Annotated in this window: 12 protein-coding genes; 7 read left to right on the top strand and 5 right to left on the bottom strand. The window is 52.5% G+C overall.

Features of this window, described 5'->3' with window-relative positions:
- Nucleotides 1-356 precede the first annotated feature (356 nt).
- Nucleotides 357-827, top strand: coding sequence for a hypothetical protein (locus tag SH668x_RS13380; RefSeq protein ID WP_437185565.1), 471 nt, complete (start codon nucleotides 357-359; stop codon nucleotides 825-827).
- Between the two features lie 36 nt (nucleotides 828-863).
- Here SH668x_RS13380 and SH668x_RS13375 read toward each other — a convergent pair whose 3' ends face one another.
- Together SH668x_RS13375 and gnd are read right to left on the bottom strand one after the other, a co-directional pair.
- A complete protein-coding gene (locus SH668x_RS13375) occupies nucleotides 864-2,426 on the bottom strand; it encodes a sulfatase family protein (RefSeq protein WP_437185564.1) in 1,563 nt (520 codons plus the stop codon).
- 248 nt (nucleotides 2,427-2,674) lie between these two features.
- Nucleotides 2,675-4,141 carry a decarboxylating NADP(+)-dependent phosphogluconate dehydrogenase gene (gnd, locus tag SH668x_RS13370; RefSeq protein WP_437185563.1) on the bottom strand — a complete coding sequence of 489 codons (1,467 nt, stop codon included), beginning with the start codon at nucleotides 4,139-4,141 and terminating at the stop codon, nucleotides 2,675-2,677.
- A gap of 329 nt (nucleotides 4,142-4,470) precedes the next feature.
- On the opposite strand from gnd, the gene SH668x_RS13365 reads away from it, so the two are divergent.
- From SH668x_RS13365 to SH668x_RS13355, 3 genes are all read left to right on the top strand, one after another.
- On the top strand, nucleotides 4,471-5,487 hold the full coding sequence (locus tag SH668x_RS13365) for an alcohol dehydrogenase (protein WP_437185562.1): 1,017 nt from the start codon (nucleotides 4,471-4,473) through the stop codon (nucleotides 5,485-5,487).
- 266 nt (nucleotides 5,488-5,753) lie between these two features.
- Nucleotides 5,754-6,779, top strand: a complete 1,026-nt coding sequence (locus SH668x_RS13360; protein WP_437185561.1) for a KpsF/GutQ family sugar-phosphate isomerase — start codon at nucleotides 5,754-5,756, stop codon at nucleotides 6,777-6,779.
- A 97-nt stretch (nucleotides 6,780-6,876) separates the two neighbouring features.
- Nucleotides 6,877-9,876 carry a hypothetical protein gene (locus tag SH668x_RS13355; RefSeq protein WP_437185560.1) on the top strand — a complete coding sequence of 1,000 codons (3,000 nt, stop codon included), beginning with the start codon at nucleotides 6,877-6,879 and terminating at the stop codon, nucleotides 9,874-9,876.
- A 191-nt stretch (nucleotides 9,877-10,067) separates the two neighbouring features.
- Here the strand turns inward: SH668x_RS13355 and SH668x_RS13350 are convergent, their stop codons facing one another.
- A complete protein-coding gene (locus tag SH668x_RS13350; RefSeq protein WP_437185559.1) occupies nucleotides 10,068-11,159 on the bottom strand; it encodes a hypothetical protein in 1,092 nt (363 codons plus the stop codon).
- A gap of 367 nt (nucleotides 11,160-11,526) precedes the next feature.
- Here SH668x_RS13350 and fhcD point away from each other — a divergent pair, with 367 nt between their 5' ends.
- Both fhcD and SH668x_RS13340 read left to right on the top strand, forming a co-directional pair.
- Nucleotides 11,527-12,450: a formylmethanofuran--tetrahydromethanopterin N-formyltransferase gene (fhcD, locus tag SH668x_RS13345; RefSeq protein ID WP_437185558.1), complete on the top strand. Its 924-nt coding sequence runs from the start codon at nucleotides 11,527-11,529 to the stop codon at nucleotides 12,448-12,450.
- Nucleotides 12,447-14,417 (top strand): hypothetical protein, encoded by a 1,971-nt coding sequence (locus tag SH668x_RS13340; RefSeq protein WP_437185557.1) that lies wholly within the window; start codon nucleotides 12,447-12,449, stop codon nucleotides 14,415-14,417. The genes fhcD and SH668x_RS13340 overlap by 4 nt, the downstream gene beginning before the upstream one ends.
- 103 nt (nucleotides 14,418-14,520) lie before the next feature.
- Here SH668x_RS13340 and SH668x_RS13335 read toward each other — a convergent pair whose 3' ends face one another.
- Nucleotides 14,521-15,450, bottom strand: coding sequence for a dihydroorotate dehydrogenase (locus SH668x_RS13335; RefSeq protein WP_437185556.1), 930 nt, complete (start codon nucleotides 15,448-15,450; stop codon nucleotides 14,521-14,523).
- A 316-nt stretch (nucleotides 15,451-15,766) separates the two neighbouring features.
- On the bottom strand, nucleotides 15,767-16,369 hold the full coding sequence (locus tag SH668x_RS13330; protein WP_437185555.1) for a hypothetical protein: 603 nt from the start codon (nucleotides 16,367-16,369) through the stop codon (nucleotides 15,767-15,769).
- A gap of 414 nt (nucleotides 16,370-16,783) precedes the next feature.
- Here SH668x_RS13330 and SH668x_RS13325 point away from each other — a divergent pair, with 414 nt between their 5' ends.
- A complete protein-coding gene (locus tag SH668x_RS13325; protein WP_437185554.1) occupies nucleotides 16,784-17,860 on the top strand; it encodes a mannose-1-phosphate guanylyltransferase in 1,077 nt (358 codons plus the stop codon).
- Nucleotides 17,861-18,172: the final 312 nt, after the last annotated feature.

The following is an 18,172-nucleotide window of genomic DNA, read 5'->3' as shown; positions in this document are numbered from 1 at the left end:
GCCTCTTGAGGGGATACTTTGCAAGCATGTCGGGCCACAATCTCCGGACGATCCATCGATTGATCGCACTCCCCCCTCAATATGTGACTTGTTTTTAACGTACGGGAAGATGCGAATCTGTTGCCTCGCGATTTTCCTGCAGATCTCGCGTGAGCTATTCGTCGAAATTGCTTCTTAACGATTGTATTGGCTGCGGTGGCAATTGATCAGATGCGGCAGTCTCTCTGATGCGTGATCATTTCAACCAGACTCCGTTATAATTGCTCACGAGGTGCCGCACTTTCCTAGATTGGCGTGACTTACGCTCTCGCAGAAGCACTTGTTTCGAAATCAGTCAAAAAATGGATGACAAGTTGATGAAAGGCCGATTTGAGAATCTGGTGCTGATTGGCTCGATCGGGGTGATTGTTCTTCTCGTGGTCACCTCAACCTGGCTGATGACCGACTTTCGATCTGTGCAGAACAGCGAGATCGCGATTCGCGGCACTGTTCAAAATGTCCCCTCAGGGTGCCTCCCGCAATCGATGAGAGTCCGTATTCAGGACGTGCGCATCGAGTCGGCGGCTGAAGGGACGCTTCAGGAGAATGGAACGTTCGCTTTGAATGTCCCGGTCATGGCGTACAACAACCGGACGCTTTTGAAGAAGTCTGTGATGACTCACCCCGCGGAAATCCGCGTTCAGGTCGAAGATTGCGAAGGAGTCGTCAGATTCGACCGCAGATTGTTACAGTTGGTGACCAGTAAAATTCTAGGTCAAAGCGAGTTCGAAGAGGGTGTTGAGATCAAGATTGAACTCGACGACGTCCAGGGCATACGCTCGAACTGAGTGTGTGTCATGAAGAAGTTCGAGACACAAATTGACTCATTTCGCCTCTCTTTTTTGCCCCTTGAAGATGTCGACCTTTCCTGTATTGGATTGAGGAACTCCGGGAGTGCTTCTTCCATCGTCCACGTATCGCTGCAGCAGCTGAGTGAGCTGATCAACGATTTCTGGATGTGCTTCGGCGAGGTTCACCTTTTCCGCTGGATCGGTTTCGAGGTCGTAAAGCTGAGTTTGCGGCGCCGACTCCGGCAGCACTTTCTCTGGACGAGGTTCGCTCCAGCCCCCCGATCCGGGAGCGAGGAGTAATTTCCAGTCCCCCTGTCGAATGCTGAATGAGCCGTTAATGGAGTGATGGACAATCGCCTCGCGGAGCGGTTGAGTATCTTTCCGTAGGAAAGCGGGCAACATACTAACGCTGTCTTCAGCAGCATTGGCCGGGAGCGACCCTTCGACGATGTCAGCCACTGTCGCAAACAGGTCAGTCAAACAGACGGTCTGTGCGGATGTCGATCCGGGGGAGACATGATTCGGCCAGCTCACGATGAACGGGACACGGTGGCCCCCGTCATAGAGATCTGCTTTATGTCCGCGAAACCCAGCACTTGGACGATGCCCGAGTTCTTCCAGCTCCTTGATATTGGCTGCAGGGGAGCACCCGTTATCGCTGGTGAAAATAATCAGAGTGTTCTCAGACAACTGGTGTTGCTGGAGCGCCGCTACGACGTCACCCACGAGGGCGTCGGTCTGCATTACGAAGTCTGCATAGGAGTTCAAACCGCTTTTTTGATCCCATTCTGCAGTGGTCACGATGGGTGTGTGTGGAGACGTGAGTGGGAGATACAGAAAGAACGGATTGCCGGATTTGGCATCTTCCGCACGTTCTGCAATATATTGCGTCGCCTTCTTTCCGAGCTTTGGAAGAATGTCGACTGCTTCAAAGTCTTCGGATGCAGGGCCTGCTCGTAACCACTTCTTCTCGGTGGTCGGGACAGCGACAACTCGATCGTTTTCAAGATAGATGTAAGGGGGCATGTCCAGGGAAGCGCTGATGCCATAGAAGTAATGGAACCCTCGATGAATCGGCCCGTTCTGCAAGGGTTGCGTGTAATCCACATTTGCACCCTCTTCCTTGGGCTCCTTCTGATCGTCCTTCTTGGCCCAATCGAGCACAAGGTGCCATTTGCCGATACAGGCTGTGTGATATCCATGTTCTGAAAGAAAAGACGGGACTGTTAATCGGTCGGCTGCAATCAACGGAGGCGAATACCCGTAGAGAACGCCGCTTTTCAAGCGGGTTCGCCAAGCGTAACGCCCTGTCAAAATTCCGTACCGAGTCGGCGTACACACAGCAGACCCGGAATGAGCATCGGTGAATTTCATTCCGCTGGCAGCAAGCGCATCGAGATGAGGGGTGGCAATGCGACCTTTAGGATAGAAGCTCTGGACATCCCCGGTTCCGAGGTCGTCAGCGAGAATGTAAACGATGTTTGGTCGCTCGGCTCTTGCGGTCTCGACGGTGAAGAACCCCAGAGAGATAGCGAAGACGATCGCGGCGAATTGAGTCAAATTGGCACTCGGGCAGGCTGAACGTCTTTGAGACATTTGCGAGGGACTTCGGCTCAAGGGGAGGGGATCTGCATCAGCGGACGGGCGGTGAGATGCCACGCAGGATTCTAATGAACACCCGCGTCGAGCGATACTTGCATTGATGGTTCTTGATGTGAGTGCGGGGGAATTCGTCGGCAATGCTCACAATCGATTCTCTCAAAGTGCAAAAGAAAAGGGACGTTCGTAAAGAACGTCCCTTTCGAATTCTGAGCCATCATCGGATGGAAATCAGAGCTAAGTGATTAGACCTTACGCTCGTGAATCCAGTCGGTGTGGAACATCTGGCCACGTTCGGTGTCAATTCGCTCGTAGGTGTGAGCACCGAAGTAGTCACGTTGTGCTTGCAACAGGTTCGCTGGCAGGCGTCCGCAACGATAGCCGTCGTAGTAGGAAATCGCAGCGGTGAACGCTGGGACCGGAATTCCTTGAGTGACAGCTGTTGCAACGACGCGGCGCCATGAACCCTGAGCCTGATCGATCGCTTTCTTGAAGAAATCATCCAGCAGCAGGTTTTCGAGGGCTGGGTTCTTATCGAATGCGTTCTTGATGTCTCCGAGGAAGACAGAGCGAATGATGCAACCACCGCGCCAGAGCAGGGCGATGTCACCGTTGTTGAGCTTCCAGCCGAACTCTTCAGCCGCTGCATTGAGCTGAACGTAACCTTGTGCGTAGCTGACGAGCTTGCTGGCGTACAGAGCCCATTTGACGTCATCGATGAACTGCTTCTTGTCTCCAGTGAATTTGACTTCAGCAGGACCGCTCAGGACTTTGCTTGCGCGAACGCGAGCGTCCTTCTGAGCTGACAGGCATCGAGCGTAGACAGCTTCGGTGATCAGCGTCGTTGGAACACCCAGGTCCATCGCGTGCTGGCTCATCCACTTTCCAGTCCCCTTCTGCTGAGCAGTGTCGAGAATCTGGTCGACGAGGAATGTGCCTGTCTTCTCATCTTTCACGGTGAAGATGTCACGTGTGATTTCGATGAGGTAGCTGGCGAGTTCGCTTTCGTTCCAGTCTTTGAAGACCTGATACAGTTCTTCGTTGGTCAGACCGAGAACGTTCTTCAAGATGAAGTAGGCTTCGCAGATCAGCTGCATATCGCCGTACTCGATGCCGTTGTGCACCATCTTGACATAATGACCAGCACCGTCTTCCCCGACCCATTCGCAGCATGGGATGTCGTTGTTTGGACCGACTTTGGCAGAGATCGCCTGGAAGATCGGTTTGACGTGTTCCCAGCCAGCCTTGTTTCCACCGGGCATGATGGATGGGCCTTTCAGGGCCCCTTCTTCTCCACCGGAAACTCCGGTTCCAAGGAAGATCAGACCTGCGGCAGGCAGATCCTTGGCACGTCGGTTGGTGTCGCGGAAATCGCTATTTCCGCCGTCGATGATGATGTCGCCCTCTTCGAGAAGAGGCTTGAGTTCATCGATCACTGCGTCAACAGGCTTCCCTGCCTTCACCATGATCATGATGCGGCGTGGGCGCTTGAGGGACGCAACGAAATCCTTGAGTTCTGCGAACCCGTGAACCCGTTCTGCTGTTCCTGCCCAGACTTTGTCCTCTGGCTCGTTTTTCAATCCGCCGACAAACTCTTCCATCACCGAGGTGGTGCGGTTGTAGACAGCGACGCTGTAGCCGTGGTTGGCCATGTTAAGAACAAGGTTCTGGCCCATGACGGCCAAGCCAATGAGTCCAATGTCGTTTTGCATAGGAGGTCTGTTTTCAGTTTTCAGTGAATGTTTGGCATCACAAGGCAAAGTCACGCCTTGCTGAAGTCGCTGCAGCTTTGCCTCGTAGGACTTCTGGCCAAATCGTAATGGCAATTGGTGTTGGAATCGAGCCACACGCCGCTAGTGTTGGTTTCTAACTACATTGAGGCGAATTTCCAGATAGAAAAGAAAGAAATTAGCGAAGTTACGGGTGAGAATATATGATCGTGGCTTGTTGAGGTCAGCAATCTCGTCCCTTTGGGGCGGATCACCCGTAGGTGCGTGGTCTCAGGCCAAGGTCTTTAATTTGCTTCAACCCGGAGAATTTCATGGCAATGATGCGTGTTGCTCAAATCAGTCAGCCCAATGCACCATTTGAAATTGTCGAGAGAGCGATTCCAGAGCCCGGCCCGGGGGAAATTCGAATCAAGGTTGCTTGTTGCGGAGTCTGTCACAGCGATTCTGTTGTTGTGACGGGTGCATTTCCCGGGATTCAGTACCCCCGGGTCCCCGGACACGAAGTGACTGGTGTCGTTGATGCCGTAGGATCTGGTGTCAATCGCCTGAAACTGGGGCAGTCTGTCGGAGTCGGCTGGCACGGTGGAAACTGTGGGGAGTGCGACAATTGCCGCCGGGGGAATCTCTTCGCATGCGAGACTGGCCAAGTTACTGGCCTGACCTTCGATGGAGGGTATGGCGAGTACATGATCGCTCCTGCCAGTGCTGTCGCCCGACTTCCAGAAGGAATGGATCCAATTCAATCTGCCCCGCTGCTTTGTGCCGGCCTAACAACCTTCAATGCGTTGAGAAATAGTGGTGCACGGCCCGGGGATATTGTCGTTGTTCACGGGATCGGCGGTCTCGGTCATTTAGGAATTCAGTTCGCAGCGAAAAGCAGCTTTTACACGGTCGCTGTGGCGCGAGGGCAGGAGAAAGCTCCACTTGCTAAAGAACTTGGAGCAGATCTCTACCTCGATTCGACATCTCAAGACGTTTGCAGTGAGTTGCAAAAACTCGGAGGTGCAAAGGCTGTCCTGGCCACCGTCACCGACGGGGAAGCAATGGCCACGCTGCAGGGTGCACTGGCGATTTACGGGAAAATTCTGGTAATTGGTGTTGCCGGGACGGTGCCGATCAGCCCTTTAACGCTCCTCTCGGGGAATCGGACGATTCAGGGGTGGTACTCGGGGACTGCAATCGATTCGGAGGACACGCTCAGTTTCAGTCATCGCACTGGCGTTTCTTCGATGAATGAGGTGTATCCACTTGAGAAAGCCAACGACGCCTACCAGCGGATGATGAGCGGCAAAGCTCGATTCCGAGTCATTCTCGATATGAGAAAATAACCGCATCTGGAGTGCAGGATGCCGGTTCAGTTGCGCGCAACGTTGAGCAATCAATTAAGCGAAATCGGTCTACGGAGAGTCTGCAAATCGTCCAGTTTGCCAGTTGCAGGCCTTGATTGGCAGATTGTGCGATCGCTGGTCGATTTGCGAACGTCTGGGGCGAGTGGAAGTCTTAACTCCAGTTGACGACATTTCTTGTCTAGGACTACACTTCCCCGCTTGATCGTGGACGGATCCGCGACCGATTCAACATCAACTTTTGCAGGATGCGAACGTTGGGCGCAGCTGAACGACTGATTCCGTTCACGCAATTCGAGCGACTCCGCACCGGCCGTGAGATTATCCGGCAGGAAGCGGATGCTCTCCTCGATGTGATGAAACGGCTTGATAGCGGTTTTTGTCTTGCTGTCGATCTCCTGCTCGAGACGACTGGCAGCGTCATTGTCTGCGGAATGGGCAAAGCGGGGCTGATCGGTCAGAAGATCGCAGCCACACTTTCATCCACCGGGACTCGCGCTCACTTCATGCACCCCGCAGAAGGGGTTCACGGTGATCTCGGCTGCATTCATAAAAATGATGTCTTCATCGCTTTGTCGAACAGCGGTGAGACAGACGAAGTTTTGGCTCTTCTCCCGACCATTCGTGCAATGGGCGTGCAAGTGATCGCCATTACCGCCAGCAGCCAGAACTCACTCGCCAGCCGATCTGATATCGTCGTGGAATACGGTCGCCATCGGGAAGCCTGCCCCTGGGGGTTGGCACCGAGCACCAGCACGACCGCAATGCTCGCCATTGGCGATGCGTTGGCGCTCGTTGTCAGTCAGGCTCGGGGTTTCACTCCAGACCTATTTGCCCGCTTTCATCCCGGCGGGAGCTTAGGACAGAAGCTGAAATCAGTGACGGATGTCATGCGACCACTCGAGCAGTTGCGTGTCGCATCTGTTCACGCGAGCGTGCGAGATGTGTTCACTTCCGCATCGAGACCCGGTCGACGGTCCGGGGCTGTGTTACTGGTCGAAGAAGATGGAAGTCTGGCCGGAATTTTCACTGACAGCGATTTGGCCCGCCTGCTGGAAACACGTAACGATCAAGGCTTCGATCAGCCAATCGCTCAGTTGATGACAGCGAACCCGTTGACCGTACGGTCGACGGCCGTACTGGCTGACGTCATTGAACTTCTCGCCCAGCGTAAAATCAGCGAGTTACCAGTGGTTAATGATTCCCGCCACCCGATTGGAATGATCGATATTACAGACGTGATCGGCTGGTTGCCTTCGGATTCCAACAGTTAGTGAAACGCATCTCTCTGTTTAATGCATCGTCGATTCTCAATTGAGTCGCGAAACTGTTTCAGTGTTTTCTCCAACCATCAACTCAACGAAAAGCACTATGAAGCGATTTCTTGTGACGTTGATTGTTGTGGCGACGCTGGCGGGTGCATTTCGGGTTTATTCGACAGTGCTGACGCCTCTAACGAGTGTGAAAATCGTCGCCAGTCAGATGTCGACTCCGCTGAACGCGCAGATCGACGCACCTGCTGTTTTTGACCAGCACGCCATTGATGTTTTTCCTGAAACTCAATGGACACATGAGGCCGACCAAACCTGGCAAATGTCGGAACACGTCTATCTCTACTTCAATGATCTTGAACGGGATTCCAGCTCGGGAGATTCCATTCAGATTTCACCCGTCGCGATTTTCTGGCGAGATCCCAAACGGCCCGGTGAAAAGCCGTTTCGAATCGTTGCTGAGCGGGCGCAGCTAAAATTCCAGAATTCATTTTTCGATTCAGCAATCGCTCTTTCGAGTTCAAAGCCGGGCCGCATTGTTTGGGCTTCGCTGGAAGGAAAGGTCAATATCGATGGACCCGATGGCCTGAGAATCGAAGGGCGAGATTTCAACTTCGAAGAAGAATCCCGACAGTTGTACAGCGACCACGCTGTTGCTTTTGGTTATGGACCAACTCCTCAAGATGAGCGTCGCATGGAGGGGACCGCTGACCAGTTGCAGTTAACCTTCGAGCCCGCAGACATCTCGACAGTTGGCAAAGATATGCCGCGAGTCGGCGGATTGGCTCAGGTCCTGCTCCGTAGGAATGTCGTTTTGAATTCATCATTTCGTCAGAAAGGTGAGCCAAGACTGGCCAAAGTTCGGAGTCACGGTTCTTTTCTGTACGACGTGCTCAAACGTGAAGCGACGATCGATGATCGCGTCGTCGTCGAGCATCATAGCAAAGGTGTGAGCGGTGTTCTGAAGGACATCATTCAATGCGCTCGCCTTCGCATTCAGTTTGAGTCGACTGCAGAACCGGTGCCGGAGGACGAGAAGAAATTCAGTTCTGCTTTTGATGGACTGGTCTTTCATCGATTGCAGGCGATGGGTGAGCCAAACGGGAAGTCCGGTCGGGTCGATATCACATCAGATGAGCATCAGATGCATGCTGTCATGCAAGATCTGACATATGACGCCAAGACGCGCCAGGCGATCATGATTGATCAGAATAAAGTGGAAATTCAGCGGGGAACAACCACGTTTGAATGCCCACAGATCGCGATTCAACATTCCCCGGGCAATCAACTGGAAGCGTTGGAGTGCCGTGGTGAAGGAAAGTTGGACGTCTATCAAAATGACGAAAATGCCCCGCCTGTCGTGGTCCGTTGGAAGAGCGGTGTGCGCGTGGAACAGGATCCGAACGCGAACAGCCATTATGTATTGATCGATGATCAGGCGTTGCTTGGCATTCCTGGGCAATTTGGAATTTCAACCGATCGGTTGGAAGCATGGATTGATCTCGATCAGATTCAGAAGTTGTCGGGCCAACCGGGCGGGAATCGAGATGTGCTCGCCTCTCCGCTGCCGCTCAAGAGGGTCATTGCAACAAAAAATGTCCGCCTGAATTCCAGTATGCTAAATGTCGAGCGATCGAACCGGATTGATGTCGTGATCGGCCCGGGCAAGATTGAAAACGTCACCTCAGAGGCCAGAAACCGATCTGAAGACAGCGGCAGCAGCGAGGATGAAGAGCAATCTCCCTGGGTGGTCAAGGCGGAGACATTGAACGTCAATCTGATCCACGATTCCGTCAAATCGCTCATCGATTTTCGTGAAGTGGTCGGGGTGGGCAATATCGAGATTCAGCATGACCTGGGAAAGTCGCTTGAGGTCGGCACACAGGCGCTGGACGGACTTCTGGAGGTGAAAGGAAGCCGCTTGGTGGCCAGAAATTCCGGAGGAGTGCAGCAGGTACTCACCATCTACGGAGAAGTTGCTCCGAGTGGAGAAGTTCTCAATCGGGCCAGCGTCTCCGTCGGAACCGCCAGCTTTAGTGGTGGAGAAATCACGCTGTCACGTGAAGAAAATCGAGTCGACATTCCGGGGTCTGGAGGGATGACAATTCCAATCCCACAAGGGCTGAAAACGACCGGCGGAGTGACACCAACTGTCGCGACTACTGCAGCGACAACCGCCAGTGAGCCAACTGTCCTCGAAATCGCCTGGAAAGAAGGGATGTCATTCAACGGGCATGATGCAAAATTCTGGGGAAGTGTGACCGCAGCCCTTCCGGGAGAGCAACAAAGCCTCACCCGTTTGCTCTGTGAGGAATTGACAGCGACGCTCAATCAGCGCATCTCATTCTCCGAACCTGACACGAACGCACCGGATCTCAACATTCAATCAATCGAAGCCAAGCATCAGGTCGTCGTAGAGAGTGTGGAGTATCGGCAGAATAAAATCTCTGGATTCCAACGAGCGTCTCTCGCGGGCTTTCAAGTGAATTTGGCCTCTGGTGACTTTAAAGGGGATGGGCCCGGAGTACTTGATGCCTGGACGCTCGGTGATTCGATGAAGTTGGCTCCGGGTGAGAAGCCTCAAGCGAACAAACCAGCCAAGCAGAACAGTACCAAATGGCGTTATTCCAACGTGCAGTTTGCTCGCGCGATCGTCGGAAATTTGAATCAGAGTGATGCGACGCTCAGCGACCGAGTCGAGGTGTTGACCGCTCCTGTCGAGTCTGCTTTTGCCAAATTCAAAGTCGAACAACTATCTGAGTCAAACCCTGATTCAACAAACGCTGCGACAATGAAATGTTCGCAAATGCGGATCATCCAGAAGCAGCATGGCACTCAACCAGAAAAGTATTTCGAGGTCTTTGCCACGGGCGCAGCGGAACTGGAGGGGCATTTCTTCCGAGCAGTCGCTGATGAATTGATCTTCAATGAACGGAGCGGTCAGTTTACGTTGCGAGGGCTGGGGAAAGAGGCTCGTCTATTCCATCAACAAGGTCCGGGGCTGCCGGTGAACGCTTCCGCTGCCAAGCTGATTGAATTCATTCCGACGAAGATGTCGGTGAATGTGAATAATTCGAGTGGCATCTCAGGAAGCTACTAAGCACGCATCTTCAATGCCGAGCGCCGATTGCTTTCGCAAAGCTCAATGCAGTGGCTTCGGAACGTTCGCTACACGCGAAGTTCAACGTTGCTGGCGCTTAAGAACATCCCATTGAGATCAGGAATTTCCGCAGCGATTGACAATAACAGCCCAGATTGCCTTCCTCGGTCGTCTCGCTTGAATGAGGGGGCTTAGAAGCGTTGCCCCCAGTTCAGCACAAACGTTGAACTCGGTTGCACATCTCCCGGTCCACGATCGAATGAGATCTTTCGGTCGAATACATAGCCGATCTCAAAGATCGATCGTTGTCCATCTACAGACTTCGTTTCTACTCCTCCAAGGCATCTCAGGTCTTTGTAGCCCATTTTGTCATTGAGATTTCCCTCTCGTTTTATGCCCCATGATCCTCCACCAACTTCACCGCGAAGGTACAGCCAGTTTTCCGATGACTCAGTATCGCTGTAGCGCCATGCGATCTGAGGACGTGGGACCACAAGGTCGAATTGAACGTCTTCTGTGATCGTCCACTTGACTCCAGCGATGGGGAGAAAGTTGAGATCGGGACGATCGAGATAGTTGATTCCCGCAACCAGCTTTGTCGCATCGTCCAGCCGATAAGAGACAAGCCCACCTGCCATCAAGCGGAACGCGTCGCTGGAACTTCCTGAGAAATCCGTGGCCAGTAACGGGGTGATGTTGAAATGGACGTTCCAGTCTCGATTGAGGGATCTCGCGTAGTGAATCTCAAAGCTGAGATCGTAGGTTTGTGGAGGAACGTCAGCGGTTCCGGGACCGGAAAGGAAGTTCCATCCGAAATTTCCGAAAAACCAAAGACCTGAATCGGTGTTGATGTTCACACGGGTTCCAAGCGTGGTGATCCCGAAATCGGAACCAAGCTTTGGCAGGAATTCGAGGCCGCTGGGAACCTCATTCCAGAGAAGTAAATGGTCGTCAATAAACTTGTTGACCGGTTTCGGTTCGACGACTTCTTCATTCATTGTGATCGAACTTCCCGGCAACCGGAGATCGATTGGACCGGATTTGGTCACCGACTTGGAATGTGGAGTCGGGTTCGTTTGCTCATCTTCAGTTGATGGCTCAGGAAATAGGGGGGAGACTGATCGAAACGTTTCTGGCGCGGTTTCACCCCAGAGAAGGGAAGAATCGTCTAACTCTTCGGTCTGAATCAGATCAGCATCCGGTGGACTGATAATCGGTTTGGATTCGGCGAGCGCCAACGCTGACTGTGTCATTAGCAGGCACAGAACTATGTGTTTGCGCATAGGTAGCACCAAATAAGACAGGGAGTGTCTGGCAGGCGGCAGTGACGAGGAAGGAGAAAGGAAGGGGCTCGAGCGTAACGTATTTTATCCAGAAATCGCAATGCGAATTTCAGGCGGCAAAGGGGGGGGCTGGCTTGGAGTGTTAGGGGAGGGGTTGTAGTTAATCGCGGCGATTTTGCGAAACTCACGAATTCGTCATTGGCCTGAAACCGTTCGCTTTCGTGAAGTTAGTCGTGAGGGTAGACTGAGCTTTCGCCTTGGAATGAGAGTGTGCTGAACAAGTGAATTCTGTGTTGGTCTTTCGTCATCAGTAAGTGCGTTCATGGAGGTCAGAGGGGTCGATTGAAACCTCGACTTAGGTTGCAAAATGTTGTCTGAATCGAGTGTGGCAATCGCTTCCGGGCTACTTGGAAATTTGATTGATGATACGTTTGCCGAAGCCTTCCCGATCAAAGCGACGCGCGTGATTGTCACCGCACTGAATGAACGCTGGGCGGCTATTGCCGCAAATGAAATGTGCGGGAATGCCACGAGCGTGATCGCTTGTGACGTTGAAGCAGCGGTCGAACGTAGTTTGACGACCGAAGAAACACCTGACGGTCGTCCCGGTGTCTCCATCCTTGTGTTTGCCTTCAGTCGGGATGGATTGGAAAAGTCGCTGCAGAACAGAATTGGTCAGTGCATCCTCACTTGTCCAACAACAGCTTGCTACAACGGAATTTCGGATGGCGATGCGGGTAAAGATATCGTCGTGGGCGGGGCCCTGAGATTCTTCGGTGATGGACGCCAAATTTCCAAGCAGATTAACGGGAAGCGGTTTTGGAGAATCCCGGTCATGGACGGAGAATTTCTCTGCGAAGACCGCTTTCAAACAGTCACTGGCGTCGCTGGTGGGAACCTGATCTTCTGCGGAACAACAACTGCAGCCACGCTTGCGATCGCTGAAAAAGCGGTCGAGGCAATCCACGCTTGCCCCGACGTTGTGATGCCGTTTCCTGGTGGGATCGTCAGGTCGGGAAGTAAAGTTGGATCGAAGTACAAAAAACTGCGGGCCAGCACGAATGACGTGTTCTGCCCGACGAGCCGACCACTCGTTCAATCTGAACTCCCCCCGCAGTGTGGGGCAGTTTACGAAATCGTAATCGACGGTCTGACGGCCGAGTCTGTTCAGCAAGCAATGAAGCTCGGGCTGAATGCGGTTCTGGACGCCCCGGGCTTACTCAAAATTACAGCGGGTAACTACGGAGGAAAATTGGGCAAACATCACTATTACTTACGGGACTTGCGATGAACTCTACGACGAACCCAAGGCAAGTTGTGACGAGTCGTAGCGACGGCTTGACCGAATCCAGTCAGATGATCTGCCTGCTGCTGATCATTGTTTCGATGTCCATCATGACGGCGAAACTCTTTGATGCTCCCGTCCTACGAAGTGCCAATGATCGTTCACGCTGGTGCACGGTGTATTCGATCGTGGAGCAGAACAAGTATGAGATCGACGAAATACGACAAGTTCCCGGTTGGGACACGATCGACATCGTCCGACACAACGATCATTTCTACTCTTCAAAACCGCCGCTCCTTCCTCGCATCGTGGCGGAATTGTATCGTTCGATCAAATTCGTCACTGGCTGGACTCTTCTGGATCACCGCGACGAAATCGTCCGGATCTGTCTGTTCTTGATCAACATCGTGCCGATGGGCATCGCACTGGCATACTTCTCAAAATTCATTGGAACCTACACCCGCGATCCGTGGAGTCACATCTTTATCGTGGCGACCGCTTGTTTCGGAGCCATGTATCTCCCGTATTTGACAGTATTCAATAACCATACGCCTGCGGTCGTCGCTGCGATGGTCGCAATTCCACTGGCCGTGCAGATTGTCGTCGATATGAGACAATCCGTGTGGCGATATTTTGTCTGCGGCCTATTCACGGCGTTCTGTGTTTGCAATGAACTTCCAGCTGCGCTGTTCGGCGTCGCAATTTTTTTCATGCTCTTCCACGAATCACCCGTGAAAACGCTGTCAGGCTTTTTCCCCGCCGCTCTGATCGTGCTCGTCGCGTTCTTTTTGACGAATTACGAGGCGACAGGAAGCTGGCAACCGTTCTACGCGAAATATGGGACTGAGACCTATAACTTTGTTTTTGAAGGGGTTCCAAGTTACTGGACGAATCCACGTGGCATTGATCGGCCTCGCGATTCCACTGCGGTTTATCTGCTGCATTGCACCTTCGGACATCACGGGATTTTCTCACTGAGCCCGATTTTCCTCGTGATGCCCGCCGGGTGGTTTTTTCCGTCCATTTACCTGCGATCGAGCCTGTCGAAGTTCCAGATTCTCGGTGCGGTGTTGACCGTCGTGACACTCGGTTTCTATCTCACGAAAACTGAAAACTACAATTACAGCGGCGTCAGCGTCGCGCTGCGGTGGATGTTGTGGCTCATTCCCTTCTGGTTGATGGCGTTAATTCCATCCTTCAATATTCTTGGCAAGCGGATCTGGTTCCGACGCCTTACGATGGGATTATTGGGAATCTCGATCTTCTCCGCGTATTACCCTGCCAACTCTCCATGGGCGCAGAACTGGATTTATCAGTTGATGGCAAATTCTCGGTTGATGGACTATTCCGATCCACCTGAAAAGTTCAATCGACAGCACTATAGCTGGATTGGATCACTTCCAGACGGCGAACTGCAGCCCAATTATGGAGTCGAATTTCAAGCGACGAATCCTGACGGTACTTTGCAGACTCTCCGTCTTCAGGACGGCGGCCCTCATGAAGAAACTGGACGAGTGCTGATCGTCACCCAAACCGGTGCACCTTCAGCTGAAGAAAAGCAGGTCAGTTACGTGCTCGACAGAATTGCATTTTCTGAAGGGAAACCTGTTCTAGAGTTTCTGAAGTCGAGGGGCGATGGAGCCCAGCTGACAGATGAAGACTACCGTTTCTTTCAGGGGATCCCTCAGGGAAAGCAGTACTCCTCATCGAGAATTCGGTACGACAAAGTAGAACTGAGAACTGATGCATTTCGATGTCACATCGGCTATTCCGCAGCGAAGGTGGAAGGAGCTGACGGGATTGCCCGACATCAGATTCGTGATGTCTGGTACTGTGATGAAATTCCTTTTGGTGTTTTGAAGTTCGAAGATCGAGTCGAGCAGATCGATACGAAGCAGATTGTGCGACGAGCCCCTTGGAAGGCGGTTCGAGTGGGTGAATATCTGGTCCGTGCGAAGCAGTCGCCATTTTAGACCCGCAGCGGGGGATTTAGGCGAACTGAGACATAAAAAGAGAGAGGGGACCAAATTGAATTCAAGGTCCCCTCTTACTTTAATCAGCTGACTCCTCGCCGGGTTAAGGCGAACAGGTCTTCGGCAATCCCTGGAGAGTGCCGACGATTTCAGAGACGGAAGTCACTCCTTCTGCTTCCAGAGTCGCCGCCAGCTGGTCTGCGAGTTGTGCTGAAAGGCTTGGGGTGAAGAAGTTCGCTGTTCCTATTTGGACCGCGGAAGCTCCTGCGATCAGGAACTCCATCACGTCGTCGATCGAACTGATGCCGCCAATGCCGATGATTGGAATATTCACAGACTTTGCAACCAGATAGACGCAGCGAAGCGCCAACGGCTTGATCGCTGGGCCGCTCAATCCGCCGAGCACGTTACCAAGGACAGCTTTTCGCTTGCGCCAATTGATCGCCATTCCCTGGTAAGTATTGACCATGGAAACCGCATCAGCACCCCCGTCCTGAGCAGCCTTTGCGATCGCAGTGATGTCCGTCACGTTGGGAGTCAATTTTGCTATGATCGGAAGTTCGGAGTTTTCCCGAACCGCACTGATTAGCTTCCTGGCGGATTCTGGATTTGTTCCAAAATCGACGCCGCCACTGACATTCGGGCAGGAGATGTTGAGCTCGATCCCTGCCAGGTTTTTGAATTCGTTCAAACGTCCAGCCATCTCTGCAAAATCGTCGATCGTTCGACCGGCGATATTCGCGATGACGGGTGCATCAAGGCTGAGCAGATATGGAAGATGCTTTGTCAGAAACGTTTCGAAGCCGTCGTTATCTAGCCCGATGGAATTGAGCATTCCCGACGACGTTTCAACCGTTCGCGGAGGGGGATTGCCAATTCGAGGTTGCGGGGTGATTGTCTTGGGAATGATCCCCCCGATTTTTGCGAAATCGACGAAGGGAGACATTTCTTTCGCGTACCCAAACGTCCCGGAAGCGACGAGAATGGGGTTTCGCAGCGACAAACGATTCAGTTGTACTTGTAGATTGACCATAGCATCAGAGACTAGCGAATTTCGTCGTCGGCGCGAAATGGAGCCATGTTGGATTTCTCAATCCACAAACGTTGCTTAACTCGTTATGGAAAGCGGCTGGGATTGTGCAGAATCCAGCATGCATCTCCCAAGTCGTCCGCTGGTGGGCGAACTCAAAACAAACACGCCTCTCGCGAAAAATCGGAGAGGCGTGACGGATGAATCGAAATTGTTAGCGGTGCGTTATTCCCTCTGGGTGACGAGGGAACGAGTTCAACTTTCGTTGGGAGCCCGCAACGAGCCCCATTCATGACCGGCGATATCGACCAGATGCATCCTAGAGAATCGGCATCGGTCGATCTGGAACTGGTGGGACGGTCGTATCAGGCTGTGTTCGTGGTGCATTGAATCCAGAATCGTTCATCGGAGTTCCGTCTGAATTCAGCATTGGGATTTCGGGAAAATCCTGTGCCCCTGGAACCTGAGCGGGCTCGCTGAGGGCAGGTTGCGAGAGATCGTATCCCTCGTGGTAAACCGATTCGGCAACGGGCGTTGCAGCGGGTGGATTCCACACTTTCAGATAGTGTGTATCAGGTTGCAGCGAAGCCAGCATCGCCCCGTCCTGAAACCCTTGATACCAATCAAGACGCTTTTGTTCCTTGTTGGCGTATGCGTTCGACGGCTTCCAATAGTGTGGAGGCGCAAACATTGGAGGGGTGCCATTTCCTCCAGTAGTGACATCCAAGTAGCCAGCCTTCCAACCGCACTTGTAGTCCTCGCCGCACGCGTCGTCGCAATGCCACCAGAAATTCAAGTACGCAACTTCAGTGCGTAGTTTCTGTGTGTGCTCATAGTGTTTGTCGACCAGTCCGGCGCATCCTGCCGTTGTGATCAGCGCAGAGAGAGCCAAAAGGAGACGATTATATGAATTGACCTGCATCACAAGAACTCCTGTACATCCGTGGGTGGAATCCCATGTCTGGAATCGGAACATTGAACGACCGACCTTGATTCGAGAATTCGTAAAGACCAGCTGGAAATATGGAAATCACTGAAACAGCCGGTATATGTTCACTAAATTCACTACGCTGCCTTGGTTACGTGTCGCGGGCTGAATTTCATTTGACGATTGAGTACTCTTCTAGCTGATTCCTTGGTGACCTCTTTGCTTCGTTGCTGACTGCAGTTTGTGATTCGGCGGAAAATGCCAGCCACTGGGCATTGGAAACGCAGTTCAATATGGCGAGATACTCCGAGTGCGCGCCGAAATGTCGGTCTGGACTCGGCATCCATTTAAATCAATGAATTGAGGGCAATCCCGTGCTCATGGGGTGGCTCGGGGGCATGAAGAGAGATGGCTAATATGTTGCATGCGGTCATTATGGCTGGAGGACTTGGGACCCGATTCTGGCCCATGAGTCTTCGCTCTAAACCAAAGCAATTTCTCAATGTTGTTGGAGAGGAGTCCCTCATTCAGTCGGCGTTCGGACTCGTCCAACCATGGATCGCGGCGGAAAGAAGCTGGGTCGTGACCAATCAGCGTTTCACCGAGGAAACGCAAAAACACCTCCCTTTGGTCCCGGATGGCAACATTCTTCAGGAACCCTGTGGTCGCAACACGGCGCCCTGTGTTGGCTTGGCTGCTCTGTGCATCCAGGAACGGGATCCAGATGCGATCATGCTGGTGATGTCGGCAGATCATGTGATCGGGCCACGAGAGGCTTATCAGCGCGATGTCGAAAAGGCCGTTTCCGTGATCGAGTCGGACCCTGACTCATTAGTCTTGTTCGGGGTTCCTCCGACTTATCCAGCGACAGGTTTTGGATACATCGAACGGAATCAAGTGATTCGGGAAGGGGTGTTTCAGGTCGCGGCGTTCCGTGAAAAACCTGAACGCGAGGTGGCGGAATCATACCTGCGTGATGGTCGGTTTTTCTGGAATTGCGGAATCTTTCTCTGGCGTGCCGACACGATTCTGCGGCTCATCCAGCAACATGAACCTGAGATTGGAGCAATTCTAGAACAGTTGCGTCCTCATGTGGGCAAGGAATCCTGGAGCAGCGCTGTTGCAGACTTATTCCCACAAATGAAGTCGATTTCAGTTGATTACGCGGTACTCGAGCATGAAAAGAAAATTTCTGTCGTCGAGGCGACATTTGACTGGGATGACGTCGGCAGTTGGCAGGCGATGACCCGTTTATTGCCGGCTGATTCCCATGGGAATACTGCTTTAGGGAAGTTCGTAGGGATTGATAGTACTGGCTGTATTATTCGTTCATCAGATGAGCACATTATTGCAACGATCGGGATCGATAACTGTATCGTCGTGCATACACCCAAAGCGACTTTGGTATCGCGGCGAGACGATGAAAACGGCATTCGGCGTCTGATCGCTGAACTCGAATCACAAGGGCTGGCGGACTTCCTGTAACCAAGTGTCGTCCCCTCTGGTCGGACGATTTAACAGTATGATCGCCTGCAGGAGTTGCTAATCTGCAGGCTTTTTTATTGGCGATGGAACCCCATGTTCAAACAGTCCTTAGCTCGTTGCTATGCTCATTATTCGTGGCATTTCAAACAACGAATTTTCTCGCAGTGAGAGCAACATAAGCGATGAACTTGAAGAATATGTTGCGCTTCGATTGTACAGGCTTTCGTAATTTGCTACGCCTATGGTAGACTCAGGTCAATGGTTTGCTCCTGTGCAGCCTTGAGGGACCGCCCTCTTCGCAGGGGAAGACGA

This window comes from Planctomicrobium mucosum (assembly GCF_051466335.1).
GTDB lineage: Bacteria > Planctomycetota > Planctomycetia > Planctomycetales > Planctomycetaceae > Planctomicrobium.
Note: the sequence above shows the minus strand (reverse complement) of the source record. Positions and strands in the feature narration are given on the sequence as shown.